Raw genomic sequence first — 26,504 nt, 5'->3', positions numbered from 1 at the left:
TTTTTAAATTATTAATTAGCTTGCGTTGTGTAACTATTTTTTGACATCTCTTTTTCGCTACTATTGGATATAAGCTCTGTGATCCCACCCGCTTGCACCATAAGTGGAAACGTATACATTACAGTGTCGTTTACTTTTATTAATAAGGGGCATCATGGTCTATCAGGCAGCGTCCTCCCGCTATCAGGAGATGGAATATCACCGTTGTGGCCGGAGTGGATTAATGCTCCCGGCAATATCTCTGGGCCTGTGGCATAACTTTGGCGATAGCACGCTATATGAAAATAGCCGTAATTTGATTCGTCGCGCTTTTGACCATGGTATTACCCATTTTGATTTAGCCAATAACTACGGCCCGCCGCCCGGTTCTGCCGAGCTGAACTTTGGCCGAATCTTGCATCAAGACCTGCGCCCTTATCGCGACGAACTGATTATTTCGTCCAAAGCGGGCTATACCATGTGGCCCGGCCCTTATGGGGATTGGGGTTCCAAGAAGTATCTGGTTGCCAGCATCAATCAAAGCCTGCAACGTATGGGCCTGGATTATGTTGATATTTTTTATCACCATCGCCCTGACCCTAATACTCCGTTGGAAGAAACCATGGCTGCGCTGGATTTGCTGGTGCGCCAGGGAAAAGCGCTGTATATCGGCCTGTCTAACTACCCAGCAGCACAAATGCGTCAGGCCTGTGAAATCCTCGCGCAACTCGGCACCCCTTGCCTGATTCATCAGCCCAAATACTCAATGTTTGAGCGCTGGATTGAAGCAGACTTGCTGGATACGCTGGATGAATATGGCGTAGGATCTGTTGCCTTCTCACCATTGGCGGGCGGTTTGTTGACAGACCGCTATTTAGCGGGCATCCCACTGGACTCTCGGGCGGCCAGTGACAGTAAATTCCTTAATCCTGAACAACTTTCAGCAGAAAAGCTGGCTAAAGTTCGCCAATTAAATCAACTGGCGCTGGATCGTGGGCAGAAATTGTCACAGATGTCTTTAGCCTGGGTGTTACGGGGTGGCCGAGTGACGTCAGCACTGATTGGGGCCAGTAAAACGAGCCAAATTGATGATGCCGTCGGGATGTTGGCCAATACCGAATTCAGCGATGCAGAAATAAAAACTATTGAAAACATATTAGTGTAAACGCTTTCCTTCCTCCCTCAACAGGGGAGTCATGCCCCCTGTTGCTGCCTTTCATCAAATCAGCCCACAGATAAATCCTAAATCTATATTTTACAGTTTTATCCGAATCTCAGCCGTTAGCTTGCTGTTTAAGATAGCGCCATAGCCTATAAGGCCACGCAAGGATAAATAATGTTTAAATCGACGATGTTAAAGCTCAGTGTCGTGAGACCGAGAAGAATAAGGCCCCTGTTGCTGATAACCATATTAGCCTGGTTCCCTCTTATTCCCATGGCTAATGCCGAGAGTATTGAGTTACTACCCAGTGTTTCTTTACACATTGGCGAACAAGATCGCAGTGGTAATTATTGGGATGGTTATGACTGGCGCGACCGTCAATGGTGGCAAAATCATCAAGGGCGCGACTTAGGCGAGCGAAATCGTCATGGTCATTACTGGGATGGACACCGTTGGCAAGACAGAGATTGGTGGAAAAAGAACTATTACTATCGCGAAGGACGCTATTGGAAATATGACAAGCATTATGACAAACAAGGTAAAAAACATCATCGAGGCAAAAGTCACCATCATCACCATGACGACTAAATAAAATGCTCAGGCGGGTTTGTATCCTTAACCCGCCTGATTGATAAATTAAAGCAGACTAATTAGCAGATAAGCATTTAATCCAATCACTACCAGTACAATCAGTCGCCCCAAAATCTGAATCAGTTTTGAGTTAACCATATCTCCCATCAATTCTTTATTGCCCGTAAAGGCCAGCAATGGCACCAGTGCCAAAGCAATACCAAAACTCAGCAATACTTGGCTCATGACCAATATCCGTGTCGCATCCATTCCCATCAAAATAACAATAAAGGAAGGCAACATGGTCACCGAACGGCGCACCCAAATAGGAATGTAAAACCGGACAAAGCCCTGCATAACCACTTGACCCGCTAGCGTTCCAACCACAGTGGATGACAGCCCGGCAGCCACTAAGCTCAGGCCAAAAATGGTAGCCGCAGCATTACCCAGCAGTGGTTGTAAGGTTAAATAAGCTTGCTCAATCTCAGCAATACTGCCGTAGCCGTTGAAATGGAAAGCGGCCGCTGCGGTCGCCATCATCGCCAGATTAACGAAACCAGCAATCGTCATGGCAATAGCGACATCTAACTTGGTCGAGGCATAACGATCCGCTTTAGAATTTTCACCGGCAGTTTGCGTTAATGATGAATGCAAGTATATGACGTGCGGCATTATAGTGGCGCCCAATACCCCAGCGGCCAAAAATACTGCATCCCGATTAGGCAGGTCCGGGATGAGCATCCCTCTCCCTAATGCCGCCATTTCGGGGCGCGAGAAGACAAGCTCCACAATATAAGCCGCCGCGACAAACAGCAGTAATCCACCGATAACCAACTCTAGTGGTTTTTGTCCGCGTTTTTGCAGCATCAGAATAAGGAAAGTCGCGATACCGGTTAGCACCGCCCCCTCAAGTAGCGTCACTCCCAATAGCAATTTGAACCCAATCGCGGCCCCAATAAACTCAGCCAAGTCAGTTGCCATTGCAATGATTTCGGCTTGTACCCAATAAGCCCATACCGCAGGGCGAGGAAAGCGGTCACGGATATGTTCAGCCAGGTTTTTACCGGTGGCAATACCGAGCTTGGCGGAAAGGAGTTGGATAAGCATGGCCATAAAATTGGCCCAAACTACGACCCATAATAAGGTGTAGCCAAATGAAGCGCCGGCCTGAATATTGGTGGCGAAGTTACCGGGGTCGATATAGCCGATAGCCGCGATAAAAGCAGGCCCCATCAGGGAGAGTTTGATTCTCCTTGATGTACGGGAGGTCGTATCGACAACACGGCTATTCAACATTCAGTATTACCCTTGGAAAATTTACGGCTACTTATTATCGTCAATAATATCTAAATGATAATAATTATCAAGCGCATTTAGAGAGGTGAAACTTATCTCTCTGATAGCTAATACCGCATAATTTGCCGTACTGGCACCGTCAGTTGTTGGTTTCTGAAAAATTGAGCTAAAAGCGGCTTCGCAATTTTTGAGACCGAACGCTACAATTGTTCAAACTAGCATATTTACACTATCTCTGTAGCATATTATTAACATCCTGTTTTTTGTGATCAACTCCGCTAATTTGTTTGCATTTATGAAAGTGAATTTCTATATTTGCAGCCTATATCTCGTTTTTAATGTAGCCGTTACATAAAATGACCACCAAAATCTAGCCTGCCTCTAATTTGGAGCACACATGTCCCATATTCTACAGTTTGCGTTGGCCTTAGTCGTGGTGGCCATATTAGCTCTAGTGATCTGTAAGGATCGTAAAAGCATCCGCATTCGGTTTGTTATTCAATTATTGGTTATTGAGGTATTGTTAGCGTACTTCTTCCTCCATTCGGAAGTTGGATTAGGTTTTGTGAAAGGATTCGCCGGCTTATTCGACAAATTGCTTGGATTCGCTGCAACCGGTACTGATTTTGTCTTCGGCAATATGGGTGATAAAGGTCTCGCGTTCTTCTTCCTAAGAGTGCTGTGCCCTATCGTCTTCATTTCTGCCCTGATTGGTATTCTGCAATACATTAAAGTTCTGCCCGTCGTTATTCGTATCATTGGTACTTTACTGTCCAAAATTAACGGCATGGGTAAGCTGGAATCATTCAACGCAGTCAGTTCATTGATTCTGGGCCAGTCTGAAAACTTCATCGCCTATAAAGATATTTTGGGCAAAATGTCTGAAAAACGCATGTACACCATGGCAGCAACTGCAATGTCGACAGTTTCCATGTCGATTGTGGGTGCTTATATGTCAATGCTGGACGCGAAATTTGTGGTCGCAGCACTGGTGCTTAACATGTTCAGTACCTTTATCGTGTTGTCGTTAATCAACCCGTATAAAGCAGAAGATGAAGAAGAGTTACAACTGAGCAATCTGCATGAAGGCCAAAGCTTCTTTGAAATGCTGGGTGAATACATCCTGGCAGGTTTCAAAGTCGCCATTATCGTTGCGGCAATGTTGATTGGTTTCATTGCATTGATTGCTGCGATGAATGCGCTGTTCAGCTTGCTGTTTGGTATTAGCTTCCAGGGTATTTTGGGTTATGTCTTCTTCCCATTTGCATGGGTGATGGGCATTCCTGCTCACGAAGCCTTGCAAGTTGGCGGCATCATGGCAACCAAACTGGTTTCTAACGAATTTGTGGCAATGATGGACTTGCAGAAAGTAGCATCTGAATTGTCACCGCGCAGTGTGGGTATTTTGTCTGTATTCCTGGTTTCATTCGCTAACTTCTCTTCTATCGGTATCGTAGCCGGTGCGATTAAAGGCCTGAATGAACATCAAGGTAATGTGGTTTCTCGTTTTGGTCTGAAACTGCTGTACGGCTCTACACTGGTCAGTGTGCTGTCCGCCTCCATCGCGGGCCTGGTACTCTAAGTATCAGAAAAAAATCTCTAAAGAGGCGCTACGGCGCCTTTTTTTATGCCTGCAATTCGTGGCCGAACTATTCGTGGTAATGATATTTTCTGGGGAGTTAACAGACTGATATGTGATTTCAGAGTTTGGGGGAAGTTACTTAGGTACTGGATATAATGGTGGGTCGTGCGGGATAACTCGGCCGCTGGCCTCGCCCTTCGGGTCAACGCTGACGCGTTGCTGTCTCGCTCCGCTCGGCTCGAACCTGAACGCAGGATCTCACCCACACGATATTGTGCAGTATGCGGTTTCAGAGTTTGGGGGAAGTTACTTAGGTACTGGATATAATGGTGGGTCGTGCGGGATTCGAACCTGCGACCAATTGATTAAAAGTCAACTGCTCTACCAACTGAGCTAACGACCCATTATATAATACTGAAAGTATAGAAGTGGTGGGCGATACCAGATTCGAACTGATGACCCCCTCCGTGTAAAGGAGATGCTCTACCAACTGAGCTAATCGCCCACTTCATACTACTATTAATGCTTCAAAGCATGTATGACTTCAAAAATGAGTGATGAGTGGTGGGCGATACCAGATTCGAACTGATGACCCCCTCCGTGTAAAGGAGATGCTCTACCAACTGAGCTAATCGCCCTCATCTATCTCATTTAATGCTTTGTATTTCATATACTTTACAACACGTCGAGTTTGGTGGGCGATACCAGATTCGAACTGATGACCCCCTCCGTGTAAAGGAGATGCTCTACCAACTGAGCTAATCGCCCCGCCGTGTTGTTGGAGTCGCATTATAGGGATAGTTCGAAGTGAGTCAACGGTTTTTAAAACGAAAACAATCGTTCGCCGCAAATTTAAACAGGATGCGATATTTATCGCCGCTGTGGGCGCTTCTTTAGCCGGATCTATCAGTAATCATCAATTGCATGCCGGTAACATCGTTGAGGAATTACCTCAGGGTGGTAGAATGTCGCCTACTTTTTCGAATTTCGAGCAACAGCCAGTGTTTGCTGGCCGGCGTAGCGTAATAAGGCATCGAACCCAATGAAAATCAAAACCCGTTTTGCACCCAGTCCTACTGGCTATCTCCACGTAGGCGGCGCACGTACCGCATTGTATTCCTGGCTTTTCACCCGTCACTTAGGGGGTGAATTTATTTTGCGCATTGAAGATACCGATCTTGAACGTTCAACTCAGGAAGCCATCGACGCCATTATGGACGGTATGAACTGGCTAAATCTGGATTGGGATGAAGGCCCGTATTTCCAAACCAAACGTTTCGATCGCTACAATGCGGTGATTGACCAAATGTTAGAAAATGGCACCGCATATAGATGCTATTGCTCTAAAGAGCGTTTGGATGAATTACGCGAAGCCCAAATGGCCAATGGTGAAAAGCCTCGCTACGATGGCCGCTGCCGTGATAGCCAGTGTTCCCATGGTGCCGATGAACCTTCTGTAGTGCGTTTTCGTAACCCGCAGGAAGGCTCCGTTATTTTCGATGATAAAATCCGTGGCCCAATCGAATTTAGTAACCAAGAGCTGGATGATTTAATTATCCGCCGTACCGATGGTTCACCAACGTATAACTTCTGCGTAGTCGTTGATGACTGGGATATGGAAATCACCCATGTTATTCGTGGCGAAGACCATATCAACAATACCCCTCGCCAAATTAATATTCTGAAAGCGCTCGGCGCGCCGATTCCTGAATATGCGCATGTTTCAATGATTCTGGGCGATGATGGCAAAAAACTGTCTAAACGTCATGGTGCGGTCGGCGTGATGCAATACCGTGATGACGGCTATTTGCCAGAAGCACTGTTGAATTATCTGGTGCGCCTAGGTTGGTCTCATGGTGATCAGGAGATTTTCTCTGTTGCTGAAATGACCGAGTTATTCACCTTGGATGCCGTCAGCAAATCTGCCAGTGCTTTCAATACTGAAAAACTACAGTGGCTGAATCATCACTATATCAATAGCTTGCCAGCAGAACAGGTTGCCGTGCACCTATCGTGGCAGGTTGAGCAGTTGGGTATTGATACCCGTAATGGCCCTGAGCTGGCTGAAATAGTTAAACTGCTCGGTGAGCGCTGTAAGACACTAAAAGAAATGGCCGAGTCTTGCCGTTACTTCTATGAAGAGTTTGATGAGTTCGACGCAGATGCCGCGAAAAAACATTTGCGCCCTGTTGCACGCCAGCCACTTGAAGCCGTCAGAGCTAAACTTGCTGCTATCACTAACTGGACCACTGAAAACGTCCACAATGCCATTCAGGGCACTGCAGATGAGCTGGGTGTGGGTATGGGCAAAGTGGGCATGCCACTGCGCGTTGCTGTTACTGGTGCAGGCCAATCTCCAGGAATGGACGTAACTGTTCATGCCATCGGTCAAGCACGCTCACTGGCGCGTATTGATAAAGCTCTGGCCTTTATTGGCGAACGCGAAGCGCAGCAATAAAACCGAGTGTGTTATCAGGCGACTTATTAAAGTCGCCTTTTTTATGTGGTTGCTCACTGATTTGGCGGCTTTTTCAGCGCTTAACGTGAGAAATCGAATTAGCCGTTGACACTGTTTCAGGGGTTTCATATCATGCGCCCCGTTCACACGATTTATTATGTGCACATTGGGGCTATAGCTCAGCTGGGAGAGCGCTTGCATGGCATGCAAGAGGTCGACGGTTCGATCCCGTCTAGCTCCACCAAATTTCTTGTTTGATAAAGTTTTCAAACTCGATAAATGGATGGCATGATAGATAAATCAGTACGAACAACCACATTTGTGGGGCTATAGCTCAGCTGGGAGAGCGCTTGCATGGCATGCAAGAGGTCGACGGTTCGATCCCGTCTAGCTCCACCACTCTTTAAAAAACCGGCTTATAGCCGGTTTTTTGCTTTGCCCCATATGTCATTATTTCTCTCCAATTTATTATTTCCCACTGCTATGCTATTTGCTCTTCAAACATCTTGATTGCCGAGGAAATAGGCGATGAACCCGCAGCAACAAATCATTGAATGGTTACGCGCTGACCCCTACCGGATGCAAGCCCTGTCTATTGCCCGTGAACTTCGGTTAAACCAATGGTGTCTCGCGGCAGGATTTGTCCGTAATTTGGTGTGGGATAAGCTGCATGGGCACCTTTCCCCCACGCCACTTAATGATATTGATTTAGTCTATTTCGATGAGCAAGATGCCAGCGAGCAACATGATTTTCAGCTCGAAGAACAACTCAATCACACCACATCCGCCATGCATAAATCATTCCCGTGGTCAGTCAAAAACCAGGCCAGAATGCATCTTCGCAGTGGTCGATGGCCTTACACCAGCACGGAAGATGCCATCAGCTACTGGGTTGAAGTGGAGACGGCTATTGGTGCCAGCCTTAAAGATAATGGCGATATTGAACTGATAGCCCCGTTTGGCTTAAGTGCTTTATTGAGTAAAACGATTACGTTGAACAGCAAAAATGGCGAGATCGATACATACTACCAGCGGGTCAATAGCAAAGGTTGGCAACAACATTGGCCTGAATTGCAATTGGTGGTTTAGCCCTTCAAAACGCAAATTGTGTGGTCAAAAAAACACCAAGTGATAAGTAAGTGATAAGATTGCGTAAAGTCGCCCCTGAAAGTTAAAGGTTAATATCTGCCAGTCGATAAGCATTACTCCACTCACGTTTTCTAAGGAGTAATGATGTCGAATACAATCTCTACAGCTTCAGTCTCAGTGAGCAGTAGTAGCTCATCAGACAGCAGTACTGCGGCGCAGATTAAATCTCTTAATCAACAAATCCAAAAACTGACCGAAAAGTTAAGCACTTTAAAAGACTCTGGTTTGACCGCTGATGAATTACAAAAGCAACAGCAACAAATTCAGAGTCAAATTGCAGCACTCCAAGCCCAAGTTGCTCGTATTGAAGCGCAGGCAGCGGAGAAAGCCAAAGAGGGTGATGACACCAGTACCACCGCGAGTGCGCCAACCGGTGATGGGGTAAACCGCCCTTCCGCACAAAACCAGATTGACGTTTATATTTAATGAAGTTTATGCCTTATAAAACAAGGTAATGGCGACGATTAAATATTTTTCATCGCCATATTTCAGAATGCAAAATTAGCCGCGTTTAAGTGGCTTAACCAAACTATCCAGCCCCTCAATCTTAATGGCCAGAGTCATTTCCATCAGCATACCCAGCTTGCCTTGCGGAAATTCGCCCTTGCGCGCGAACCAAAGCAGATACTCTTCAGGAAGATCGATTAATACCCGCCCCTGATATTTACCAAAGGGCATACGGGTATTGGCGATCTCCACCAGATTCTCTTTTTCCACACATCCTCCGGCAGTAAGATTATTCACCAAGCAAACGGATCATTTCAGCCTCATCAATGACTGTTATCCCCAGTTCCTGCGCTTTGGCCAGTTTTGAACCTGCAGCTTCTCCCGCAATCACCAGATCAGTTTTTTTGGAAACACTGCCACTGACTTTTGCCCCCAATGCAGTCAGGCGATCTTTGGCTTCGTCCCGTGAAAGGATGGTCAGCGAGCCTGTCAGAACCACAGTTTTGCCCGCGAATGGGCTGTCTATCTCTTCGACAACAATTTGCTGCGGCTCAGGCCAACTGATCACTTTCTCCAGTGCTTCAATCACCTTCTGATTGTGTTCTTCACCAAGGAAGTTAAGTACATGTTTTGCCACCACTTCGCCGACATCTGGCACACTTTTTAATGCTTCAATATCAGCTGCGCGCAGATTTTCCAGATTACGGAAGTGAGCGGCCAAATTAGCGGCAGTTGCCTCACCGACTTCGCGAATGCCCAGCGCATAGAGGAAGCGCGCAAAAGTTGTCTGTTTCGCCTTTTCCAGCGCCACTATCAGGTTTTGGGCCGACTTTGGCCCCATCCGATCCAGCCCCGTCAGCTTACCCGCGGTCAATGTGAATAAGTCAGCCGGGTTTTCAACATACTGTTTTTCCACCAGTTGCTCGATAATTTTATCACCCAAACCCTCAACATCCAGCGCCCGGCGGGAGACAAAATGCTTTAGCGCTTCTTTACGTTGCGCCGCGCAGAATAACCCACCGGTACAGCGGGCGACCGCTTCGCCCTCAACCCGCTCAATATCAGAGCCGCACACCGGGCAGTGATCAGGGAAAGTAATTTCTTTAGCATCCTGTGGGCGTTGTTCCATTACCACACCGACCACCTGTGGAATCACATCCCCGGCACGGCGGACAATCACGGTATCACCAATGCGTAAACCTAAGCGCTCGATTTCATCAGCATTGTGCAAGGTGGCATTGCTGACTATCACCCCCGCCACCTGTACCGGCTCCAGCCGCGCGACAGGCGTAATTGCACCAGTACGCCCAACTTGAAATTCAACTTCACGGACCTGGGTTATCTGCTCTTGTGCCGGGAATTTAAATGCGGTTGCCCAGCGAGGTGCTCGCGCCACAAAGCCCAATTGCTCTTGTAAGTCGAGCGAATCAACTTTAATGACCACACCATCAATATCAAAACCTAAACCAGCACGGTCTTGTTCAATCTGACGATAGAAAGCAATCACCTGCTCGCTGCCCGTGCATAATTTGACCCGTTCACTGACCGGTAAGCCCCAGGACTTAAATGTCATTAGGCGCTGAATATGACTGCGGGGAAGTTCGCCGCCCTCCAGCAAACCGACGCCATAGCAGAAGAAAGTTAAGGGCCGTTTAGCCGTAATACGCGGGTCAAGCTGGCGCAATGAACCCGCCGCCGCATTACGTGGGTTGGCGAAAATTTTCCCCCCTTTGCGGCGCGCCTCTTCATTGAGTTGCTCAAAACCCGCTTGTGGCATAAAGACTTCGCCACGAACCTCGACTCGCAGTGGGATATTATCCCCTTGTAAACGCAGCGGAATTGCACGGATAGTGCGCACATTGGCGGTAATATTCTCGCCAGTTGTGCCATCACCACGGGTTGCCGCCCTGACCAGTTCGCCCTCTTCATACAATAAACTCACTGCCAATCCATCGAGTTTTAGCTCGCAGCAGAAGGTCAGCGGCTCCGCCGTTTTCAGCCGGTCATGCACTCTTTTGTCAAAAGCCAGATAACTTTCTTCATCGAAAACGTTATCCAGAGAGAGCATCGGAACTTCATGTTTAACCTGTTCAAATGCATCAAGCGGGGCGGCTCCCACTCGCTGTGTCGGCGAATCATTGGTAATCAGTTCAGGGTGTTGTGCTTCCAAATCGCGCAATTGCTGCATCAGGCGGTCATATTCAGCATCAGGGATCTCTGGTGCATCCAACACATGGTATTGATGTTCGTGATGGCGCAGTGAGGTTCTTAGTTGATTAATTTGCTGAATTATTGATTCCATGGCTCACCATCAAAGATAAAAAACCCCCGGCATGCGGGGGTTCGGGTTAATTCGATTCATTGCGAGGCAACATTATCAGGCGGTTGCGTTTGCATCCAACACTTCGCGGATGCGGGCCTTATATGTTTCCAATTTTTGCGGGGTCATCATGCGGCGCTCATCATCCAATACCACACCACCGACATCATCGGCAATGCGTTGAGCTGATTGCAGCATCAACTTGAAGTTTTGGTTAGCATCGCCATAAGACGGCACCATCATAAACATTGAGACACCCGGCGTTGAGAAGTCTGACATGGTCTCAGGGTCAAAAGAACCCGGTTTCACCATATTTGCCAAACTGAATAATACTGGGCCGCTGCCTGCAGGGCTAAGATGGCGATGGAAAATCCCCATTTCACCAAACTGGAAACCAGACTGAAGCACACTTTGCAGCAGAACTTCACCGCCAAGAGCACCACCGTGATGTGCAGCAACATGCAACACCAAAACGGTTTCTTTCAGTTTTTGCGGTTTCACCTCGGGAGCAGGAGCAACAAGCTCCGGTTGTGATTCCACATGCTGTGGGGCCACCCGTTCAGCCACATGCTGCGGTTCTTCGTGACGCGGTTGTGAATAAGGTTCTTCAACCGAGCCGAGCAAAGGATCACGCTGTGATTCATGCGGTGGTTGCTCAGCAGTTAGCCCACCCAAAAGAGGGTCGTCATAATCTGCTGGCACTGAAGCAAAAGGTTTCTGGCGAGGCTCCGCCTTGACCTGTACCGGTTTGGTTTCAGTATGCTGAATCACCGGTAATTCATCGTCGTCATCATCAATATGATTAAACGAAGGCTTCTCTTGTGGATGAGCAGTGCGGACGCGCACTTCTCCCACCCCTTCATCGAGACTCTCGATCGGGGTTTCAACACGTTCTTGTTTCGGACGTTTAACTGGGCGATCGCGAAAAAGTGATGAGCGTTCTTTACGGCTGGTCCATAAACCATGCAATAACAACGCTATTATGGCGATCGCGCCAACAACGATTAATATCAGACGCAAATCCTGCATCATTACTATCTCTGTTGTTCCAATACATTGCCACCGCGGCAAACATTCACCCTTTAACTCTATTTCCCAACGAACACAAGTGCAAGTCCGTGCTCAATTTTCTTCGAAGAAAGATGATTATGCTAGATGTTTCGCTCACTTTTCATACAATATGTGACTATGCAGTGGGAAATCATACCGATATGATATGCAGGTCAATAAGCTTATAGAGAACACAATGGCATGGCGTATACGCAAAAAGCGGTAAAAAAGGTCAGTGGTATCCATTATTTTGCCCAAGGGTGGCGGTTAATTTCCCGCCCGGGTATCCGGCGATTTGTGATTTTGCCTTTATTGGTGAATATTCTGCTAATGGGAGGGGCTTTCTGGTGGTTATTCAACCGGATAGGTGACTGGGTTCCCCAATTGATGAGTTATGTCCCTGACTGGTTACAGTGGCTCAGTTACCTATTGTGGCCCGTGATGGTGATTTCAGTGCTACTGGTATTCAGTTATCTATTTAGCACGCTGGCCAATTTTATCGCCGCTCCCTTTAACGGTTTGCTGGCCGAGCAGTTAGAAGCTAGCCTGACCGGGAAACCCTTGCCGGATACCGGTATTCTGGGGATTATGAAGGACTTACCGCGGATTATGGCACGTGAATGGCGTAAATTAACTTACTACTTGCCCCGAGCATTAGTGCTGCTGTTATTGTATTTTGTACCGGGTATCGGTCAAACACTGGCCCCAGTATTATGGTTCCTGTTCAGTGCCTGGATGCTGTCAATTCAATATTGTGACTATCCGTTTGATAATCACAAAGTGAGTTTTCAGCAAATGCGCAGCGCTTTGCGTCAAGATAAGGTAGATAACCTGCAATTTGGCGCACTGGTGAGTGTATTCACTATGATCCCATTCCTTAACTTGGTGATTATGCCAGTGGCAGTCTGCGGTGCGACCGCAATGTGGGTTGATCGCTATCGCGACCAGTTTATTCAACCATCACGATAATTTTGTAGGGGCGTGCCAGTTACGCCCTTGTTATTGGGATTAAAACTTATTTCCTAATAACATATCGATATACCAATTACTTAGATACACCAAAATCCAGCAACCATATGATTAATAAATGGTTATTGGCTTTTTTATTCATTGAAAACATTCAAATATGGGGTTTGTAATCTATTGATTATCAAGTAAAGAAAAATAGTTTTGCAGAAGGACTTTCCAACCGCGATGTAATTTAATACTGTATATATACACAGCAACCAGATAAGGCTAAATCATGGCAAGAAATCCTAAAGACGAGTTTACTGGGATGCGAGAGCTGACTTCTTTTGACACGGATCACAGCGCCTTTGGAGAGTTCATACTCATGCGATCGTCATTCACTGATACTCTCACTGGCTTTAGGCAAATTGAACCAGAGCATTATCCTGACCAGCAAGTCATGATCCGCTTGGATGCCGCCAAGAAGCTTATCCGTGAACTACAGAGGCGTGTGGATTACATCGAATCGGGTATTGAGGACATTAACACCAAAACCCGCTATCACAGTTGAGGAGGGATTAACTGTGCTTGGCGGGATGCCTGACGACAAAGAAGTGATTCAGGATATTTTGCAGGAAACGTGGGAAAGTGCTGATGATTGGTTGCAGGCTTAAGTCACTATTCAAAAACGTAGATAAATAGACCGGGCCATTAAGCCCGGTTTTGTATTTATTATTCTGGCGCCACTGGCCAATCAATCTCCGGTGCCGCGTCAATATCAACACGATTCAACAACACCCGATATTTCTTCCATGATTGAAGCGCCGTAACTTCATCAGCTTTAGCCATATTCAGATCAACTGCATCTTGCAGTGGCGCTATTTCACTATTTGCTTGAGACATCAATTCAGTCTTTTTATATTCAGCCTGCGCGATTAACTCAATTTTGGAGGGCGGTTGGACGTCAACCCAGCGCGGCATACCATCAGCGCCTGCTTTCCTTTCTTTGCCTGCCGGAGCCGTAATAAATTCTTGAAATAATTTATTGCTCACCTCTACAGCATCATCCGGCCAGTTTCCTGCTGCAACATATTGGTCATGTAGTTCATTTGGATAAAAGCTGTTGTCAATTGCACTGTAAAATACTTTCATTTTATTCTCCCTTAGTTAGTAGCCAATAGCCCAGCAAGAGTTTGAAGCCGTGCCCGGATAAGTGCTAGACACTGTCGCACCGGTACGACTTGCTGCCGAAATCGGCCCAATATTTGAGTATTTGCTGTCGCCTGATGAGTTTTCAGTCATGGCAAAATATGAGAGCGCTGCGTTGGGGAATGTGATCGGGAAATTCCATTGCGTACCAATCAAGGCCGCAGTAGTTGTTACGCGGCCCCACTGAAGGATCAATCCACCCGGCAATTTTTGATAACCACTCGCCCCGAATGATGCTCCAAAACTATTCATATCAGGTATCTGATTCGTTCCGGTCCCAACAGCGCGCGTTGCTGCTGTCCCTAGTTCGAGGCTATTTCGAGCTAAAGATTTGTCTGCAAGGTCGCTTAAATTATTTGACTTTTGGGCTGATCCATTAGCTTTGGTCACGACGTCGCTTAGATCAAGATTGGCAAGAGTTGCAGCAACCGCTGTTGCGCCTGCGTTCTTAATTTCAACCAGGTTGTTAGTTGTTTTTAAAAAACCACCGTCAGTGATTAATTTAGCGACGGCGGTTGCGACCTGATTGAACTTCGCGCGGTCTGGCGTGATCCCCGCCAGTGTCAACACACTAATCAATTCACGCTGAATGGTATTAAACCACTCTGCCGGTAATATCGTGGGTGGCACACCACCCGCAACATTGCCATCGGTAAACTCACCATTACTGTCTGCCCGTGTATTAGGAATATCGCCAATTTTTTGCATAGTAAATCCTCGCCAGATAAGGCGCTTAAAAATGAATAAAAGGGTAATGAGTTAGTTCACGTAGCCAAATTTTAGAAGGGTATGAGAGGGGTTTAATGCTGTTAACCGGCATTCAAGCTGTTTGTTGCCCCAAGTACGCAAGGGATCACCGCAATACGTTAAACCACACTGAGCATAATTGATGGTCGTTTCCGGTGCGGTAATCAAACTGGTAAAGGGCCAGTCCTCACCATTCAACGCATCGCCACAAACAGACATGCCTGCACACGCCTGTCGATACTGCGTAATAGAAATGGTGTAGCCCAGCGCCTCAGCAACCCGTATAAAATAAGCGACCGACTGGCCACCAATACCAAATAGCTTGGATACCACCGCCCGTTGCCGTTGAGCAATGCTGTCAATCTCGCCAATGGCGCACAAGTCGGGAAGCCCGAGGGCCGCCTCCCACTCAGGAAGCATGGCGGTGGCGGTGGACGGGAAAGCCGCAGCAAGCAGGTCGCGCGCATCCTCATCACTGCGTTGAAACGATCTTGCCAGTGCGCGTAACGTGCTGGTTTGTACTCCATTAAATCGCTGGGGCCAAACGAGTCCGCCGGGCATCAATGCTTGCAGTGCTGCGGTATATTCATCAACGGAGTATCGGCTCATAGATACGTCACCGTGCCCCGGACAGGCAGTGTACCGGTTTCGAGCTGAATATTGGTTGTTGGCGAATCAAGAATAAAGCCACGGGTGCCATCGACATCACCGATAGCCAGCAGCAGTGATGACAGCAAGATCCGCCCTCCCGGCTCACCCTCAGTGAACAACACTTCATCAATTGCCGCATTGACTGCCTGTAGGGTTGCACTGTCTGCCGCCGCCATTCCGCTAATCACAAAATTCACGGGAGCAGCTACCGGCGCACAGACATAAACTATGGCGATAATGGGCTGTAAGGGGTAGATGTGATCGGCTACCCGTCCTTGATCACCTGTCGCCTTCACCGCCCCCCACGCTTCTAATTGAGAGACCCCATCCGTGCCAACAGGAAAGCCGTCAGAGTCGTTGCCATCACACATGATGTAAACACCTACAGTACCGGCCCCCATCAGACGACGTTTAATCCAGCAGCGGGTTACGCCAGGAACAGCCAGCGCCCATGTTCGATAATCGGTATCGTTGCCACCTTGAGGTGTATTTTGATAAGCCAGCAACATGCGTGAACGAAAAGCATCCTCAGACTCAATATCAGCCCCGCCCGATATTTTCACCATAGCCGTGGAGACAGAAATGACACCATCAATTGCCACATCCAGAGTAAGCGAGGTACCGGCATCCGCATTCCCTGCAATGCCGCCACCAGAGACATCATCAAGAACGCTGGGGAGCACAGCAGTAATTGATCCCGATGCCGTGCCACCTACGGCGATGATGACTTCATCATCAAGGCGGTATTGATACCCATCAGCCCGATTTAAGAGGCTCCCCTCAGCAATGACTCGGTCTGCTGTGCCCGTGAATAACACTGTTGGGCAAGTGGCCGGATTGGCGGATTTTCGAAAGACATCTTTTAATGCTGCCCACGCCGCAAGGTATTCGTCAGTGGCATTGTAGGGCGTGGATTGGAGAGCAATATAATCCAGATAGCCGTAATGCAAATGCGCCATACCTGCGTCCGCATCACTGATAACGCCAATATTGGAAAACCGTAATAAATTTCCACCCGTTTTTAGTTCTGACTGAATATAAGATAAATTGCGCTGACGCAGTTCGCTTAGTGTGGGGCGATTAAATGGCATGAATTATGTCTCCCATACCCATGAATATCGAACAGAAGCCTGTGCCCGACCGGGTTGTTGATAGCTGATAATTAAATTCAGGCGGTTGGGATACACTATTTGCGCATCCGTACTGATGGCAGTAACCACACCATCATCACGTAACCAGTCCAGCGCTTCACTGGCATAGTCTTCAGCCTTTAGCGCAACTTTCGTCGTGAGTTTTTCCCGCCGAAGTAGCCACAAGCGGGAACCTATTGGATACTCTGACCCGGTATCTCCCCACCAACCGCGCCGATCGTCGCCATCGATAACATCATCAACACGGGCCAGCCGATCAGTGAACAGGCTAATTAAAATGGCGGTTTCTAAATCATTGCCATCCACCAGCCCGCCACCGCCGGTTTGCCAGTCACCCAATAACGAGTCCGGTTCCCAAACTGTTTTGATATCGGTTGTCATTTAACCACCTTACCAGTGATTTCACTGGTCAAGGTGGCGCTGCCACCCTGCACATTTTTAAGCTGATGATTGTGCGTGTTATAGGCTTCTCGCAGGGCTTTCAGCGTAGTGCTATTGCTGCCTGCGTTGTCCACAATGTCGCCGCTGATCTCCAGTAGCGGGGTGTTCATCCGCACTTTTTCCGAGGCGTTAATCGTCACCTCAGTCGCATTATTGACCGTCACCGGTTGACCATTAGCCTCAATCACAATGCCCGTCTCAGTGAGTTTGATGTATTGCCCCCACTGGGAGTAAATCACCGTTTCACCGGTATTGAGTCCTGAATGACGGAAAGACTGATGGTTAGTGCCAATAATGACCGCGCTTGACCTGTCGCCCCCCAGAAAACCAATAACCACATCGGTGCCGGCGGGCAGTCCGGATGAAAAGCCAAACTCAGCCAATCGCGGGGTATCATCACGTACCTCAAGCGGGGTCTGATATTGGACGGTTTGAACCGTGCCACCGTCATTGCTGCCAGTAACGCGCCCCACCCCAAGCATCATTTTTATTTGTCGGTATAATTTTGATAGCTGTCCTGATTCACTCATCGCTGGTTCAGCTCCATTACATTGGAATAAAATTCATAAGGTTGGACGGTAAAGGCTTCGGGTGGCATCAGAACCATTTGCGCGGCGGTGCCCTGGTCGTCTTTTAGGTAGGTCACTTCTGACAATAGCCAGAGTTCATCCTTTAAACCGAAGGCAGGTAAATCAATCGGGATCAGCGTGTTGGGTTCCCATAGCTTCCCGTCTTTATCGCGCCAGCTGTCAACCGTCACCAGCAGCTCTCTCGAACGGCCATAGCGACGGTTCATTTCCCAGTCAATACATCGCTGGGCCAGCTTTGGGGATTTCATGGTGCTTTCCACAATAATAATTCTATTGCGATAGCGCATGTGTGCCGCTTCGGGGTCACGACTCCGGGCCAACGTAACAGAGCCGTATCCCGCGTCCTGTACTTGCTCCTGAAGTTGGCTAACGGACATCGACACGCCAATGTAGTCAGAGAAGCGCTGATCCATACCGGAGTTATAGGCCGCATCTTCAATATTGACGCCCTGCGCCACACCACTGGCCGCTTTACGAGTGCCGACGCGGGTCAGTATTAAATTGCCATCCGGCAGGTCGTAATACAGCAATGCGGCCCAGCGGGTAATGCGGTCGATGATTTCCTGAGAGGATTCCCCCCAGTTCAAGGTAAATTGAGGAACAATATCCAGCTCAGTAACATCCGTAGACACGGTAATGCCGTAGGGCATCGCCAGCTTTTGGGCTATCTGTAGCGCGGTTGATTGACTGATCACATTGTTCGGCCATTCAGCGGAACAATCGACCAAATCCTGACACTTACTTCTGCCGGTTGCCCTGACTTCGCGGCGATTGCGGCTGATCATCGGTGCCCATCGGTCTATGTATCCCGTCAATACCACATCATCACCGAGATTAACCACGCAAGGGTCGCCCGGATTAACCCACTGTTGGTTATCGCTCCCTGGGTAGAGATCCATCAATGACAGACTAAAGTCACTGGGTAGCCGCTCAATGCTGCGAGTGACCCGAATGTTATCCCAGCCAGTAATAAGCTTATTACCGATGCGCAACGTCAAATCATCACTCATGAATTCAGTGCCTTAAATCGGGTAGGCATAAATGCCGGGTGAACCGGATCCGCCATTTTCACCAGGGCACCGCCGCGTCGGGCATCCTGATAAATACGATTGGCCAGATTCAGTGCGGGCAATGACCGGTTAAAGCTGACAACCCCTACGCGAGACAGGTTCGCTCCCGTCTGCTGCAATAGCGTCACAATAGAGCCGCGCAACGCCATTAATGCCTGGTACACCTCATCATCCCCTTGGTCAGCAGCAGAAAGTGCCGCACCGTCTACCGCATCACAAACCCGCGTCAGTATGTCTACCGCATCGTCATAGCTTTCGGGTTGGTATTGCGACGCTGCAAACACCATCGCGCCGGCGCACAACACAATAATGAGTTGATAACTGGCGGCAGCGGTAAGGCTATCGCTGGCATTAGGTCGAAAGGTATTGTCATTAATAACGGCTAATTCCTGCATCATCCGAATTAAATCCAGCGTGCTGGCACCACTGTCCAAGATGGCATTCACCACCGCAAGGGTGGCATTCGCATGAGATTCTACCGTTGAGGCTTGTTGCAACGTGTCTGTCGCGGCATTGACTGCGGCGCGTCCCTCAACTGATACCGCCATTTTTTGGGCCACTAACTCAGACAGATCAGTAGTGTCATTTTGTGCGCTAACGACGGCAGTGGCACCGGAAACACTCCCCCCCACCTCACCGTGGTTGAAGCGCCCATAACGGTCACGCCCAAGGGTAGAACGCAGAACGTTGCCAAGATTTGTGGCTTCACTGGTTGTCGAATCAACCATGTTGACCCAGAATGCTGCGGTGCTTTTCAGTGTCTTGATCGTCTGCGTGACCGCACGGATCTCGCCTTTTACTGTCGCAATAAAGGTCGCTACGCTTTTTGTGGCCAAACCAAACCATGAGGATTGAATGGATGACACGGCATCCGCTGAACTGGTGACAGAAAATACTCGCAAGCCAGATTCAATGATGGTGAGCGTAAACTCAAAAACACGTCCCGAATCGGCCCCCTCATTCAAACGAAGCCCACTTTCAGGGACACTGACCGTCATCTCTCCCAGCGTGGGGTGTACCAACGTTCCTGCGTCCAGCATTTCACAGGCCGCTATCAGAGAGTCACGCTGCGTCATGACATCCGGCGCGTTATACAGACCACTGCTTTGAATAAGAAAACCACGAAGCGTCAGCCGGCGAGTGGCGCGGCCTAAATCCTCAATCCACGCGGTATCACGGTAAGGGTACTCATGAATAGCCAGGCGGCGACCAAAAACCCCTTCCCCTGTCATAACAGCAAAGGGGACACCACGAAATGATGCCGGGTGAAGGTGTTCAGACCATTGCCAGCTATCACCGCCCGCCCCTAATAAGTCAGAAAGTGCATTACTGATCAGTGACATTTTTTGCCCCCATAAATGAAAAACCCAGCCATTGGCTGGGTCTATGAATCTAGCTATAGAATTATTGGAACTATGCTAAAGATTAAATCTAAGACTAGTTATTTATTTACCCAGTATTTATATCGTGAAATAAAATCATCTCTCACACTACTGGGTAGTTTATTTTTTAACACCTCGACATCCTTATTATACTTAGTTAGTAAGTTCATAGGATGAACGTTAGGGGATGATTTTTTGATATTTATAACCATATCTTTAACCATGCTATCGTTTATATGATAAGTAGCATTGTGTCTAGTGAAAAATGAGTCAGAAGGTAAGTCCAATACGCTGAAGTCCCTATCCAAAATCGCTGACTTCATATCTTTATTAATATCACTACCGCAATACCTGCACTTAATCGCTTCTTTCTTAATTATCTCAGCACAAAACGGACACTTAACCATACCTTGTTCTAGTTTTATTCTTTCAATCTCTTCATCATCTCTACTTATTAAAATAGAATGAATTAGTGCAACGATGAAAATTAAAGCCCCATATAGCCACCACAATCCAAATGATCGCCCTTTACTTTGTGCAATAAAGGCTGGTATTAATCCAAGAATAGCCGCAATAACTATAAAACTCATCATCTAATCTCCAGACGCAATATTTTGTAAACTATAGCATTAATGCCACAAAAAAATGGGCTCGTCCGAAAATCATAACTAATGATGGTTGATAAACACTTTACATCAGCTTGTGTAATTCATAGATGTTGATATTTTAGCCCCTCTTGGCGCTGTGATTTTTTGACGTTCACCTGTCTTATCAGTAATCAGCGTAATTTCAATTTCTGACTTATCCCCACCAATACCTTGAGTGATATCATTAATGTCTTTCCCGCTTTGTTGGGATGAATTAATCGATGCGGGAGGGGGCGTGTTGATATCAGAGAGGCCGTTAGTTAGCTCACTAGGCTGGGGATGAATGGCAGGTAACCCCGGCATAATCTTATTGAGATAATTGCGCGTTTCAGCTGGCGCTTTCCCTAAACCATACTTTTTGACATTCCCTTGCCCCCAGTTATAGGAGGCTACAGTTGCATTGACATCTCCATTAAAATCCTTGAGCAAGTCAGAAAGGTACTGCGCCGCAGCTTCACTGGATTTATTGAAGTCCATACGGTCTTCTGTGGTGTTTAATCCATAATCCCTGCCCGTTGGCGGCATAAATTGAAATGGGCCTTGGGCACCTTTGGGTGACAATAAATGCTTACCTCGCCCCGATTCCGCCTGATATACGCGGTCAAGGATCGTGGCTGGAAGATGATACTTTGTCTCCAACTGGGTTAGCCTGGCTTGCTGTTGATCTTCACCTGGGAGCATATAAGGCGTATTAACGGGCGTTATTGCCTTTTGTTTTTCTGCTTCAAGCCGTTTCTTTTCTTGCTCTTCCCAGGCTGCACCATATTGTTCATTTAGCTTTTGGGTAAAATCTTTATCCGGGTAGCCCAATGTCAGGTAGGTTTTTTCTTTAAACGATAATGTATCTTTAAATTTCTCATCCACCCGTGCGCGGTGAAGAATATCCTTTTCTTTATTACCATGAGCGAATGAATTTTCATCATCACCGACGTACTTCATGCTGTCCTGAAATGCGGCGGTTGCCGGATCTGCACTTAAGAGTTTTTGCGCAGCCCATGTTTTACCTTTCATCATCAGACCATCAAGCGCAGCGCTGGCTTCATTTAACTGCATGTTCAATTCAACTAATTGCGCGTTTGTTTCTGGATCAACCGTCAAGCCAAATGTATCCGACTGGGCCAATAACTCCTTGTACCTGGCACCCTCCCGCATTAATGCCAGCATAGTGGCATCAAACCCTAAAGCATCAGCCAACGTCTTTTGAGTTTGCGGCGAAAGTTTAGGAAATATTTTTGCCACGTTTTCCAGCGTCTTATACACATCTGCCGTGCCATCTTTGAGACGTTCAATGACAATGCCGTTCTGAGCCAGTAGCGCCTGCGTGGTGTCATTACGCGCCCAAAGTGGGTCATTAAACGTCTTATACAAACCCTCTACTGATTGCCGGGCTGAATCACTGTCCGTTCCCAATATCTGCATTGCGCCACTGACACGGCTAAAATTATCAACGGACATACCGGCATTTTTCGCCGCAACATCAAGTGAATAGGCATTGCCTGCTGCCGCTTTTAGGCCACTCGCCAACTGAGTGATGACATAGCCACCAGCAGCGAGTCCACCAAACTGAAGGGATTTGCTCCCTATTTCACCGACCATTTTTAATGGGGGCACCAGATCACCGATAAACTGAACGCCCTCACGCGCAAACTGCCCCATGCCTTTTAGTCGAGCATTCAAGTCATCAATGCCCTCGGCAGATTCTTGCCCACCCAGCTTGAGGCCTTCACGGGTTTTATCCAGATCGGGAACCAGATTTTTAACCGCCTCTTCGATACGCTGAATAGAAGCGGAGGCCTGATCTGTCGCGGTCAGTTCAAAATCAAATGCATTACCCATCTTTGCCCGCCTTAACCTTGTTAATTCTGACCGCCTGCTGATACCACCATTGCAATCGACTGTACGTCAGGGACAGAGCTTCGCCCGGCCCCCACCCGTAGTAATAGGTCACATCGGCAAGTTCGTTACCCCATTCCCCAGTGGCGGGGAGTAAGCTAAAAAACTCATCATATAGACCTCGCAGGCTTTATAGTCGCTGAAGGCCATTTTCTTGATGGCTTCACGCGGCACATTCGACACCAGCGAGATGAGTAACCCCATTGCACTTAGCGCCCCTGACTTAGCCTGCTCATCATAGAACTGCTGAACCTGAAGCAATATCGGCTCACTGAGGTCAATAGATTCATAGGTTGTTTTGGTGGCATCATGAGAAATGGGTTTAACAAGGGTAATGGTTTTGGTGCGTTCTAATTCCGACATTTTAGTTCTCCGTGACTGACACTGAACCACCTTCCCAACGAATGTCAGCCGTAGCTTCGGTACTGTCCACTTCCTGGGTATTCACCGACCACATACCGCTGCCGATAATCGTTTTCCCGTTAGCCAATTCGCAAACAATATTGACATTGGTTTGCTCATTAAAGTCACTGATCGACGTGCCGCCACTGTCGCGGATTTGGCAGGAAATAAACGGGGCGTTAAAGGATTCTTTATATCCGTGCACCCCATCCATGCCCGTGAGCGTTTCACGCTTAACTTTTGAGGGGCTGTATTTGAATTGTCCTGCCACCATGATAGTCAGGCCGTCAACCGTGACATAGGCTGTTCCGGCAAGACGGTTGGATGTATCACCCATGATAATGAGTCCTTATGCTGATGCCTGGAGGCGGAATTGGTTGAGTACTGCAAAGATGCGTAACTGATTAATCAGGACACCCGTCCACAGCACGTCTACACGGTTAGGGTTACTGGTGCTTTTCTCGACTTTTAGCCCCTTGGCAAAACCCTTGGCATCCTGCACATAGCCGTTAAATTCCAGCGCCTGGTACTGCGCTATCAATTCAGCGCGGATCACGTTTGGGGTAATGATGGCTGAACCCGGTGCAAAACGGGTACCGTCAGCCGCCAGCTTCATCCGGGCAAATTTTGACGTGACCTGAGTACGCAAGAAACGAGTGACAAACATCAGCAGAAACAAGGTTTCAATCTGCAAATAGCTGTCATCTTCTGCCCCGTATTTGTTCTTTTGATAGGTGGTAATGATATTTTCCACCTGCACCGTACCGTCATCAGTGACGGTCACCGTGGAGATCCCGCTGTGCAGCAGGTTATTACGTTCAGTCAGCGTAAAGCGGCTGGCCAGTGGGGGAGCCAGTACGCCACTGATAGCCAAAGTTTGTAATGGGCGGCCGGGGTCGTTACGCAGACTTTGCGCAATAGCACCAACATAAGCCGCTGACCAGATATAACTTGGCGTGGGCGAGCCATTGACCCCCAACAGAGAGGCATGCTGATCATTACGTAATTCCCCTGCGGCTGTCAGTTGGCCATAAGTGCCCGCCTGAGAAGCAAAACTGTGACCATACAATTGCTCGGCATAGCTCCAGCGACCGGTACTGTCTGACAGAAATTCTTTGATTTTATTCAGCGAGGCCGTATCTGTGTACGGATTGATAATGAAATCAAAGGTTCGGTCCTGCAAATTAGCCAGCGCATCATCCAGTTCAGGCGCACCCGCACCGCCCGCCATTGGGGTAAATGTCAGCACTAAACTGTCAGGCGTGGTTTCTCCGCCAGCGTTACCCAGGTAATTCAACCGTAAATCAAGGGTGTTTCCGTGTGCGCCTTTGTTTTTTGCCGTAAGTGTGATGACCCCAGCCGCTGCGGCAGCTGTAACGGGTAAGGCGGTTGCCGTATTGATAGCAGCGGTCAGGGCCGTAGCAATAGCCGTCACGTCATCAGTCGCCACCACCGCCACTTGGACACGAATTCCGGCGATATACAAAGAAATAACCCCGGTCGCTGATGCCTGTGTGGTGACGGTGATTTTGCCCGTGGCGGCAACCATCGATTCAACATCGCTTAACGGCAAAATGTAGATTTCACCGGCGGTATCATTCGCCAGATAAGCCGACATCTGGCCATGCAGCATTGAGCCTGCACCGCACTGACCGGCAACCGTGGCCGCAGAAGAAACCAGCACCGGAATATCCGCAGGTAGCGAGCCGGTAGCCAGCATCTGACCTATGATTAAGGTGCGCTGTGTCGTGGTCGCCGTGTTCGCCTGGGAGTTATCAAACTCAGCGAAGAAAAGCGGCGTCCGAAGATTGCTCGGAATGGTAGTGAATGGAATAGTCATTATTTGGTTTTCTCCGCCTTGGTGGTTTCTGGTGCGGGCTTAATCTCTGTAGGTTGTTCGCGCACCACATCACCGTCGCTTAAACGACGACGCCAAAATGAATTATCAGGAACCTCGGTACCGGATTCAGGCAAAAAGGTGCCCTTAACCGGGTCGCGTACAGTGCGACCGGCTACGGGTTTAACAATCATGGGATTTACTCCGAGAGGTTTATTGAAACCAAAGGTTCGGTGACACCATCAGGCATGGCGATAGTGACATCAATTCCCTCCAGCGTATCTGCAATGATGGGGTAGAAATCTTCCGGCCCCTGGTAATACTCGATATCCAGTTCCATCAATAATTGGGCCAGATGGCCTTCGCCACTGGAGTCCAGATCGATGGTTGAGCGCACTTTGGCAAACTGCTGTATCTGACGGGTGAGGTCATAACTGTTAATGACCGCCCGTTCAATTTGCTCCCGCAATCGCTCGAGTGCCAATTCTGCTTTGTCTGCACCATCGTCGGCATGTTCACCGTCCAGTTCCTGTACGCGACCAGTAATACGCACGGTGGTAATGGTGTTGAACTGCGGAGCATTGCGGCCTAATGACTGTTTTTCCTCAATGAGGGTTTGCACCAAAATAACCGGATACATGTCCTCAGTGGTTGGCCAGTCTCGCGGGGAATAGACACGCGTCTCTGCATCGGTATTCCCCTTGATGGCAGAGACAACCAACTGCCTTATTTGCGCTGTATTCATACTTTTACCCGATTAAGAATAAGCTTGCTTCCGCCATGACTGTCAGGCTGGACATCCGCTACCGCAAACAAGGTGTTGACCGCCGTCCCGCTGACGATACCAATAAATACCCGGTCGCCTTGCTTGGGTGGAGAACGAAACTCACTGTCCCTTACCCCTAAAACAGGGTTGGTGGTGTTAATGGTGCTGCCATCATCCAGCGTATCGATGGTCGTATATGCCCGATCAAAAATGCCACTGAGGGTATAGGTTGGTTTCCCCCCAGCAGGCCGGTAATCAACCTGGTCACCAAACACCGAATGCAAGGGCGCGAGAAGATGCTGATCCCAGTTGATACCCATCAGCTACCCCGATTTATCTTCACACCATCATCGACAGTGACGGAGGGGCCAATAGCACTAGCCGCCTGCTGCCGTAACGCTTTCACATCGGCTACCACACCCAGGTTAATCAGTCGCTCGGCATCACCATAAGGCAGAGATAAGAGACGGTCTTCCGTGTACGTTGTTCCGTTATGGCGCAGGGTCTGGCCTTTTTCGACAACAACTTCCAATTCGTCAGAGTCGTCAGAGTCGTCAGAGTCGTCAGAGTCGTCAGAGTCGTCAGAGTCGTCAGCAGGATTATCTCCCCCCCTTAAATTCTCTGTGTTTTTTTTCTGAACATCAGACTCAACAAGCGCTTTTTCCTCGGTTTGTTCCTGTTCGGTATCCGCTGCGAACTCGGGCGGCAAACCGCCCAGTTTATTGATGCTCGTTTGTTGCTTTGTTAGTTTTGCCAT

At 48.3% G+C, this 26,504-nt stretch carries 30 protein-coding genes, 6 tRNA genes and 1 other RNA gene; 11 read left to right on the top strand and 26 right to left on the bottom strand.

The genetic code is table 11. From position 1 onward, the window contains the following. The first annotated feature begins 154 nt into the window (after positions 1–154). Together F0T03_RS06750 and F0T03_RS06745 are read left to right on the top strand one after the other, a co-directional pair. Positions 155–1,144, top strand: coding sequence for an aldo/keto reductase (locus F0T03_RS06750; protein WP_159677530.1), 990 nt, complete (start codon positions 155–157; stop codon positions 1,142–1,144). Between the two features lie 171 nt (positions 1,145–1,315). Then, complete coding sequence (locus F0T03_RS06745) at positions 1,316–1,729, top strand: DUF2502 domain-containing protein (RefSeq protein WP_145554943.1); 414 nt, start codon at positions 1,316–1,318, stop codon at positions 1,727–1,729. 48 nt (positions 1,730–1,777) lie between these two features. Here the strand turns inward: F0T03_RS06745 and F0T03_RS06740 are convergent, their stop codons facing one another. Beyond that, positions 1,778–3,007: an Nramp family divalent metal transporter gene (locus F0T03_RS06740; protein ID WP_159677529.1), complete on the bottom strand. Its 1,230-nt coding sequence runs from the start codon at positions 3,005–3,007 to the stop codon at positions 1,778–1,780. Between the two features lie 397 nt (positions 3,008–3,404). Between F0T03_RS06740 and F0T03_RS06735 the strand changes: the two genes are divergently transcribed. After that, complete coding sequence (locus tag F0T03_RS06735) at positions 3,405–4,589, top strand: NupC/NupG family nucleoside CNT transporter (protein ID WP_019081724.1); 1,185 nt, start codon at positions 3,405–3,407, stop codon at positions 4,587–4,589. 156 nt (positions 4,590–4,745) lie between these two features. Here F0T03_RS06735 and F0T03_RS06730 read toward each other — a convergent pair. The 5 genes from F0T03_RS06730 to F0T03_RS06710 all read right to left on the bottom strand — a co-directional run bounded on the left by F0T03_RS06730 (position 4,746) and on the right by F0T03_RS06710 (position 5,357). Then, a non-coding RNA gene (locus tag F0T03_RS06730) (RtT sRNA) lies at positions 4,746–4,871 on the bottom strand. Between the two features lie 45 nt (positions 4,872–4,916). Then, positions 4,917–4,992: transfer RNA gene (locus F0T03_RS06725), tRNA-Lys, on the bottom strand. Positions 4,993–5,018: 26 nt separating this feature from the next. Continuing rightward, a tRNA-Val gene (locus F0T03_RS06720) sits at positions 5,019–5,094 on the bottom strand. 57 nt (positions 5,095–5,151) lie between these two features. Beyond that, positions 5,152–5,227, bottom strand: a tRNA-Val gene (locus tag F0T03_RS06715). 54 nt (positions 5,228–5,281) lie between these two features. Continuing rightward, positions 5,282–5,357, bottom strand: a tRNA-Val gene (locus F0T03_RS06710). A gap of 274 nt (positions 5,358–5,631) precedes the next feature. Between F0T03_RS06710 and gltX the strand changes: the two genes are divergently transcribed. The 5 genes from gltX to F0T03_RS06685 all read left to right on the top strand — a co-directional run bounded on the left by gltX (position 5,632) and on the right by F0T03_RS06685 (position 8,622). Next, positions 5,632–7,047, top strand: a complete 1,416-nt coding sequence (gene gltX, locus F0T03_RS06705; RefSeq protein WP_159677528.1) for a glutamate--tRNA ligase — start codon at positions 5,632–5,634, stop codon at positions 7,045–7,047. 168 nt (positions 7,048–7,215) lie between these two features. Continuing rightward, positions 7,216–7,291, top strand: a tRNA-Ala gene (locus tag F0T03_RS06700). 79 nt (positions 7,292–7,370) lie between these two features. Next, positions 7,371–7,446 (top strand) — tRNA-Ala (locus F0T03_RS06695). Positions 7,447–7,575: 129 nt separating this feature from the next. Then, on the top strand, positions 7,576–8,136 hold the full coding sequence (locus F0T03_RS06690; RefSeq protein WP_159677527.1) for a nucleotidyltransferase family protein: 561 nt from the start codon (positions 7,576–7,578) through the stop codon (positions 8,134–8,136). A 144-nt stretch (positions 8,137–8,280) separates the two neighbouring features. Then, the gene (locus F0T03_RS06685; protein ID WP_159680743.1) at positions 8,281–8,622 is read left to right on the top strand and encodes a FlxA-like family protein; all 342 of its coding nucleotides are present in this window, start codon (positions 8,281–8,283) and stop codon (positions 8,620–8,622) included. 75 nt (positions 8,623–8,697) lie between these two features. Here F0T03_RS06685 and F0T03_RS06680 read toward each other — a convergent pair whose 3' ends face one another. From F0T03_RS06680 to zipA, 3 genes are all read right to left on the bottom strand, one after another. Continuing rightward, complete coding sequence (locus tag F0T03_RS06680; RefSeq protein ID WP_004703771.1) at positions 8,698–8,913, bottom strand: DUF3820 family protein; 216 nt, start codon at positions 8,911–8,913, stop codon at positions 8,698–8,700. Positions 8,914–8,932: 19 nt separating this feature from the next. Continuing rightward, on the bottom strand, positions 8,933–10,945 hold the full coding sequence (gene ligA, locus F0T03_RS06675) for an NAD-dependent DNA ligase LigA (RefSeq protein ID WP_159677526.1): 2,013 nt from the start codon (positions 10,943–10,945) through the stop codon (positions 8,933–8,935). Positions 10,946–11,020: 75 nt separating this feature from the next. After that, on the bottom strand, positions 11,021–11,995 hold the full coding sequence (gene zipA / locus F0T03_RS06670; RefSeq protein WP_159677525.1) for a cell division protein ZipA: 975 nt from the start codon (positions 11,993–11,995) through the stop codon (positions 11,021–11,023). Positions 11,996–12,214: 219 nt separating this feature from the next. Here zipA and cysZ point away from each other — a divergent pair, with 219 nt between their 5' ends. The 3 genes from cysZ (at position 12,215) to F0T03_RS21670 (ending at position 13,635) form a co-directional block, all read left to right on the top strand. Further along, positions 12,215–12,982: a sulfate transporter CysZ gene (gene cysZ / locus F0T03_RS06665; protein WP_145554653.1), complete on the top strand. Its 768-nt coding sequence runs from the start codon at positions 12,215–12,217 to the stop codon at positions 12,980–12,982. A 364-nt stretch (positions 12,983–13,346) separates the two neighbouring features. Next, positions 13,347–13,532, top strand: coding sequence for a hypothetical protein (locus tag F0T03_RS06660; protein WP_231718390.1), 186 nt, complete (start codon positions 13,347–13,349; stop codon positions 13,530–13,532). 13 nt (positions 13,533–13,545) lie between these two features. Next, positions 13,546–13,635, top strand: a complete 90-nt coding sequence (locus tag F0T03_RS21670) for a DinI-like family protein (RefSeq protein WP_425511049.1) — start codon at positions 13,546–13,548, stop codon at positions 13,633–13,635. Positions 13,636–13,693: 58 nt separating this feature from the next. Here F0T03_RS21670 and F0T03_RS06650 read toward each other — a convergent pair whose 3' ends face one another. The 17 genes from F0T03_RS06650 to F0T03_RS06570 all read right to left on the bottom strand — a co-directional run bounded on the left by F0T03_RS06650 (position 13,694) and on the right by F0T03_RS06570 (position 26,504). Further along, positions 13,694–14,113, bottom strand: a complete 420-nt coding sequence (locus F0T03_RS06650; protein WP_159677523.1) for a tail fiber assembly protein — start codon at positions 14,111–14,113, stop codon at positions 13,694–13,696. Positions 14,114–14,128: 15 nt separating this feature from the next. Further along, the gene (locus F0T03_RS21830) at positions 14,129–14,878 is read right to left on the bottom strand and encodes a gp53-like domain-containing protein (RefSeq protein WP_343032874.1); all 750 of its coding nucleotides are present in this window, start codon (positions 14,876–14,878) and stop codon (positions 14,129–14,131) included. Between the two features lie 51 nt (positions 14,879–14,929). Continuing rightward, positions 14,930–15,526: a YmfQ family protein gene (locus F0T03_RS06640; protein WP_145490354.1), complete on the bottom strand. Its 597-nt coding sequence runs from the start codon at positions 15,524–15,526 to the stop codon at positions 14,930–14,932. Further along, the gene (locus tag F0T03_RS06635) at positions 15,523–16,659 is read right to left on the bottom strand and encodes a baseplate J/gp47 family protein (protein ID WP_159677522.1); all 1,137 of its coding nucleotides are present in this window, start codon (positions 16,657–16,659) and stop codon (positions 15,523–15,525) included. The genes F0T03_RS06640 and F0T03_RS06635 overlap by 4 nt, the downstream gene beginning before the upstream one ends. Positions 16,660–16,662: 3 nt before the next feature. Further along, positions 16,663–17,100: a phage GP46 family protein gene (locus F0T03_RS06630; RefSeq protein ID WP_159677521.1), complete on the bottom strand. Its 438-nt coding sequence runs from the start codon at positions 17,098–17,100 to the stop codon at positions 16,663–16,665. Continuing rightward, complete coding sequence (locus F0T03_RS06625) at positions 17,097–17,690, bottom strand: phage baseplate assembly protein domain-containing protein (protein WP_145490362.1); 594 nt, start codon at positions 17,688–17,690, stop codon at positions 17,097–17,099. The genes F0T03_RS06630 and F0T03_RS06625 overlap by 4 nt, the downstream gene beginning before the upstream one ends. Further along, positions 17,687–18,760, bottom strand: coding sequence for a phage baseplate assembly protein (locus F0T03_RS06620; RefSeq protein ID WP_159677520.1), 1,074 nt, complete (start codon positions 18,758–18,760; stop codon positions 17,687–17,689). The genes F0T03_RS06625 and F0T03_RS06620 overlap by 4 nt, the downstream gene beginning before the upstream one ends. Continuing rightward, complete coding sequence (locus F0T03_RS06615) at positions 18,757–20,163, bottom strand: DNA circularization protein (protein ID WP_159677519.1); 1,407 nt, start codon at positions 20,161–20,163, stop codon at positions 18,757–18,759. The genes F0T03_RS06620 and F0T03_RS06615 overlap by 4 nt, the downstream gene beginning before the upstream one ends. A gap of 98 nt (positions 20,164–20,261) precedes the next feature. Continuing rightward, complete coding sequence (locus F0T03_RS06610) at positions 20,262–20,795, bottom strand: zinc ribbon domain-containing protein (RefSeq protein WP_246169935.1); 534 nt, start codon at positions 20,793–20,795, stop codon at positions 20,262–20,264. Positions 20,796–20,897: 102 nt separating this feature from the next. Then, positions 20,898–22,685, bottom strand: a complete 1,788-nt coding sequence (locus tag F0T03_RS06605) for a lytic transglycosylase domain-containing protein (RefSeq protein ID WP_159677518.1) — start codon at positions 22,683–22,685, stop codon at positions 20,898–20,900. A gap of 108 nt (positions 22,686–22,793) precedes the next feature. After that, the gene (locus F0T03_RS06600; protein ID WP_159677517.1) at positions 22,794–23,105 is read right to left on the bottom strand and encodes a phage tail assembly protein; all 312 of its coding nucleotides are present in this window, start codon (positions 23,103–23,105) and stop codon (positions 22,794–22,796) included. 1 nt (position 23,106) lies between these two features. Beyond that, positions 23,107–23,481 carry a phage tail tube protein gene (locus tag F0T03_RS06595; RefSeq protein WP_159677516.1) on the bottom strand — a complete coding sequence of 125 codons (375 nt, stop codon included), beginning with the start codon at positions 23,479–23,481 and terminating at the stop codon, positions 23,107–23,109. 12 nt (positions 23,482–23,493) lie between these two features. Beyond that, positions 23,494–24,984 (bottom strand): phage tail sheath subtilisin-like domain-containing protein, encoded by a 1,491-nt coding sequence (locus F0T03_RS06590; RefSeq protein ID WP_159677515.1) that lies wholly within the window; start codon positions 24,982–24,984, stop codon positions 23,494–23,496. After that, the gene (locus F0T03_RS06585) at positions 24,984–25,175 is read right to left on the bottom strand and encodes a DUF2635 domain-containing protein (protein ID WP_159677514.1); all 192 of its coding nucleotides are present in this window, start codon (positions 25,173–25,175) and stop codon (positions 24,984–24,986) included. Before F0T03_RS06585 ends, F0T03_RS06590 begins: the two co-directional genes overlap by 1 nt. A 5-nt stretch (positions 25,176–25,180) precedes the next feature. Then, positions 25,181–25,726 carry an ATP-binding protein gene (locus F0T03_RS06580; RefSeq protein WP_159677513.1) on the bottom strand — a complete coding sequence of 182 codons (546 nt, stop codon included), beginning with the start codon at positions 25,724–25,726 and terminating at the stop codon, positions 25,181–25,183. After that, positions 25,723–26,067, bottom strand: coding sequence for a head-tail joining protein (locus F0T03_RS06575; protein ID WP_159677512.1), 345 nt, complete (start codon positions 26,065–26,067; stop codon positions 25,723–25,725). Before F0T03_RS06575 ends, F0T03_RS06580 begins: the two co-directional genes overlap by 4 nt. Next, a complete protein-coding gene (locus tag F0T03_RS06570; RefSeq protein ID WP_159677511.1) occupies positions 26,067–26,504 on the bottom strand; it encodes a hypothetical protein in 438 nt (145 codons plus the stop codon). The genes F0T03_RS06575 and F0T03_RS06570 overlap by 1 nt, the downstream gene beginning before the upstream one ends.

It is taken from the genome of Yersinia canariae (assembly GCF_009831415.1).
Lineage (GTDB): Bacteria > Pseudomonadota > Gammaproteobacteria > Enterobacterales > Enterobacteriaceae > Yersinia > Yersinia canariae.
The sequence above is the reverse complement of the archived record's forward strand: the minus strand, read 5'-3'. Positions and strand labels throughout refer to the sequence as shown.

Coding starts and splice junctions, on each gene's coding strand:
- F0T03_RS06600 (WP_159677517.1), bottom strand. CDS start 23,105: ATGTCGGAATTAGAACGCACCAAAACCATTACCCTTGTTAAACCCATT.
- F0T03_RS06620 (WP_159677520.1), bottom strand. CDS start 18,760: ATGAGTGATGATTTGACGTTGCGCATCGGTAATAAGCTTATTACTGGC.
- F0T03_RS06585 (WP_159677514.1), bottom strand. CDS start 25,175: ATGATTGTTAAACCCGTAGCCGGTCGCACTGTACGCGACCCGGTTAAG.
- F0T03_RS06575 (WP_159677512.1), bottom strand. CDS start 26,067: ATGGGTATCAACTGGGATCAGCATCTTCTCGCGCCCTTGCATTCGGTG.
- F0T03_RS06690 (WP_159677527.1), top strand. CDS start 7,576: ATGAACCCGCAGCAACAAATCATTGAATGGTTACGCGCTGACCCCTAC.
- F0T03_RS06650 (WP_159677523.1), bottom strand. CDS start 14,113: ATGAAAGTATTTTACAGTGCAATTGACAACAGCTTTTATCCAAATGAA.
- F0T03_RS21830 (WP_343032874.1), bottom strand. CDS start 14,878: ATGCAAAAAATTGGCGATATTCCTAATACACGGGCAGACAGTAATGGT.
- F0T03_RS06595 (WP_159677516.1), bottom strand. CDS start 23,481: ATGGGTGATACATCCAACCGTCTTGCCGGAACAGCCTATGTCACGGTT.
- cysZ (WP_145554653.1), top strand. CDS start 12,215: ATGGCGTATACGCAAAAAGCGGTAAAAAAGGTCAGTGGTATCCATTAT.
- F0T03_RS06570 (WP_159677511.1), bottom strand. CDS start 26,504: ATGGCAAAACTAACAAAGCAACAAACGAGCATCAATAAACTGGGCGGT.
- F0T03_RS06740 (WP_159677529.1), bottom strand. CDS start 3,007: ATGTTGAATAGCCGTGTTGTCGATACGACCTCCCGTACATCAAGGAGA.
- F0T03_RS06635 (WP_159677522.1), bottom strand. CDS start 16,659: ATGCCATTTAATCGCCCCACACTAAGCGAACTGCGTCAGCGCAATTTA.
- F0T03_RS06685 (WP_159680743.1), top strand. CDS start 8,281: ATGTCGAATACAATCTCTACAGCTTCAGTCTCAGTGAGCAGTAGTAGC.
- F0T03_RS06590 (WP_159677515.1), bottom strand. CDS start 24,984: ATGACTATTCCATTCACTACCATTCCGAGCAATCTTCGGACGCCGCTT.
- F0T03_RS06640 (WP_145490354.1), bottom strand. CDS start 15,526: ATGAGCCGATACTCCGTTGATGAATATACCGCAGCACTGCAAGCATTG.
- F0T03_RS06605 (WP_159677518.1), bottom strand. CDS start 22,685: ATGGGTAATGCATTTGATTTTGAACTGACCGCGACAGATCAGGCCTCC.
- F0T03_RS06580 (WP_159677513.1), bottom strand. CDS start 25,726: ATGAATACAGCGCAAATAAGGCAGTTGGTTGTCTCTGCCATCAAGGGG.
- F0T03_RS06735 (WP_019081724.1), top strand. CDS start 3,405: ATGTCCCATATTCTACAGTTTGCGTTGGCCTTAGTCGTGGTGGCCATA.
- gltX (WP_159677528.1), top strand. CDS start 5,632: ATGAAAATCAAAACCCGTTTTGCACCCAGTCCTACTGGCTATCTCCAC.
- F0T03_RS06610 (WP_246169935.1), bottom strand. CDS start 20,795: ATGATGAGTTTTATAGTTATTGCGGCTATTCTTGGATTAATACCAGCC.
- ligA (WP_159677526.1), bottom strand. CDS start 10,945: ATGGAATCAATAATTCAGCAAATTAATCAACTAAGAACCTCACTGCGC.
- F0T03_RS06745 (WP_145554943.1), top strand. CDS start 1,316: ATGTTTAAATCGACGATGTTAAAGCTCAGTGTCGTGAGACCGAGAAGA.
- F0T03_RS06750 (WP_159677530.1), top strand. CDS start 155: ATGGTCTATCAGGCAGCGTCCTCCCGCTATCAGGAGATGGAATATCAC.
- F0T03_RS06625 (WP_145490362.1), bottom strand. CDS start 17,690: ATGAGTGAATCAGGACAGCTATCAAAATTATACCGACAAATAAAAATG.
- zipA (WP_159677525.1), bottom strand. CDS start 11,995: ATGATGCAGGATTTGCGTCTGATATTAATCGTTGTTGGCGCGATCGCC.
- F0T03_RS06630 (WP_159677521.1), bottom strand. CDS start 17,100: ATGACAACCGATATCAAAACAGTTTGGGAACCGGACTCGTTATTGGGT.
- F0T03_RS06660 (WP_231718390.1), top strand. CDS start 13,347: ATGCGATCGTCATTCACTGATACTCTCACTGGCTTTAGGCAAATTGAA.
- F0T03_RS06615 (WP_159677519.1), bottom strand. CDS start 20,163: ATGTCACTGATCAGTAATGCACTTTCTGACTTATTAGGGGCGGGCGGT.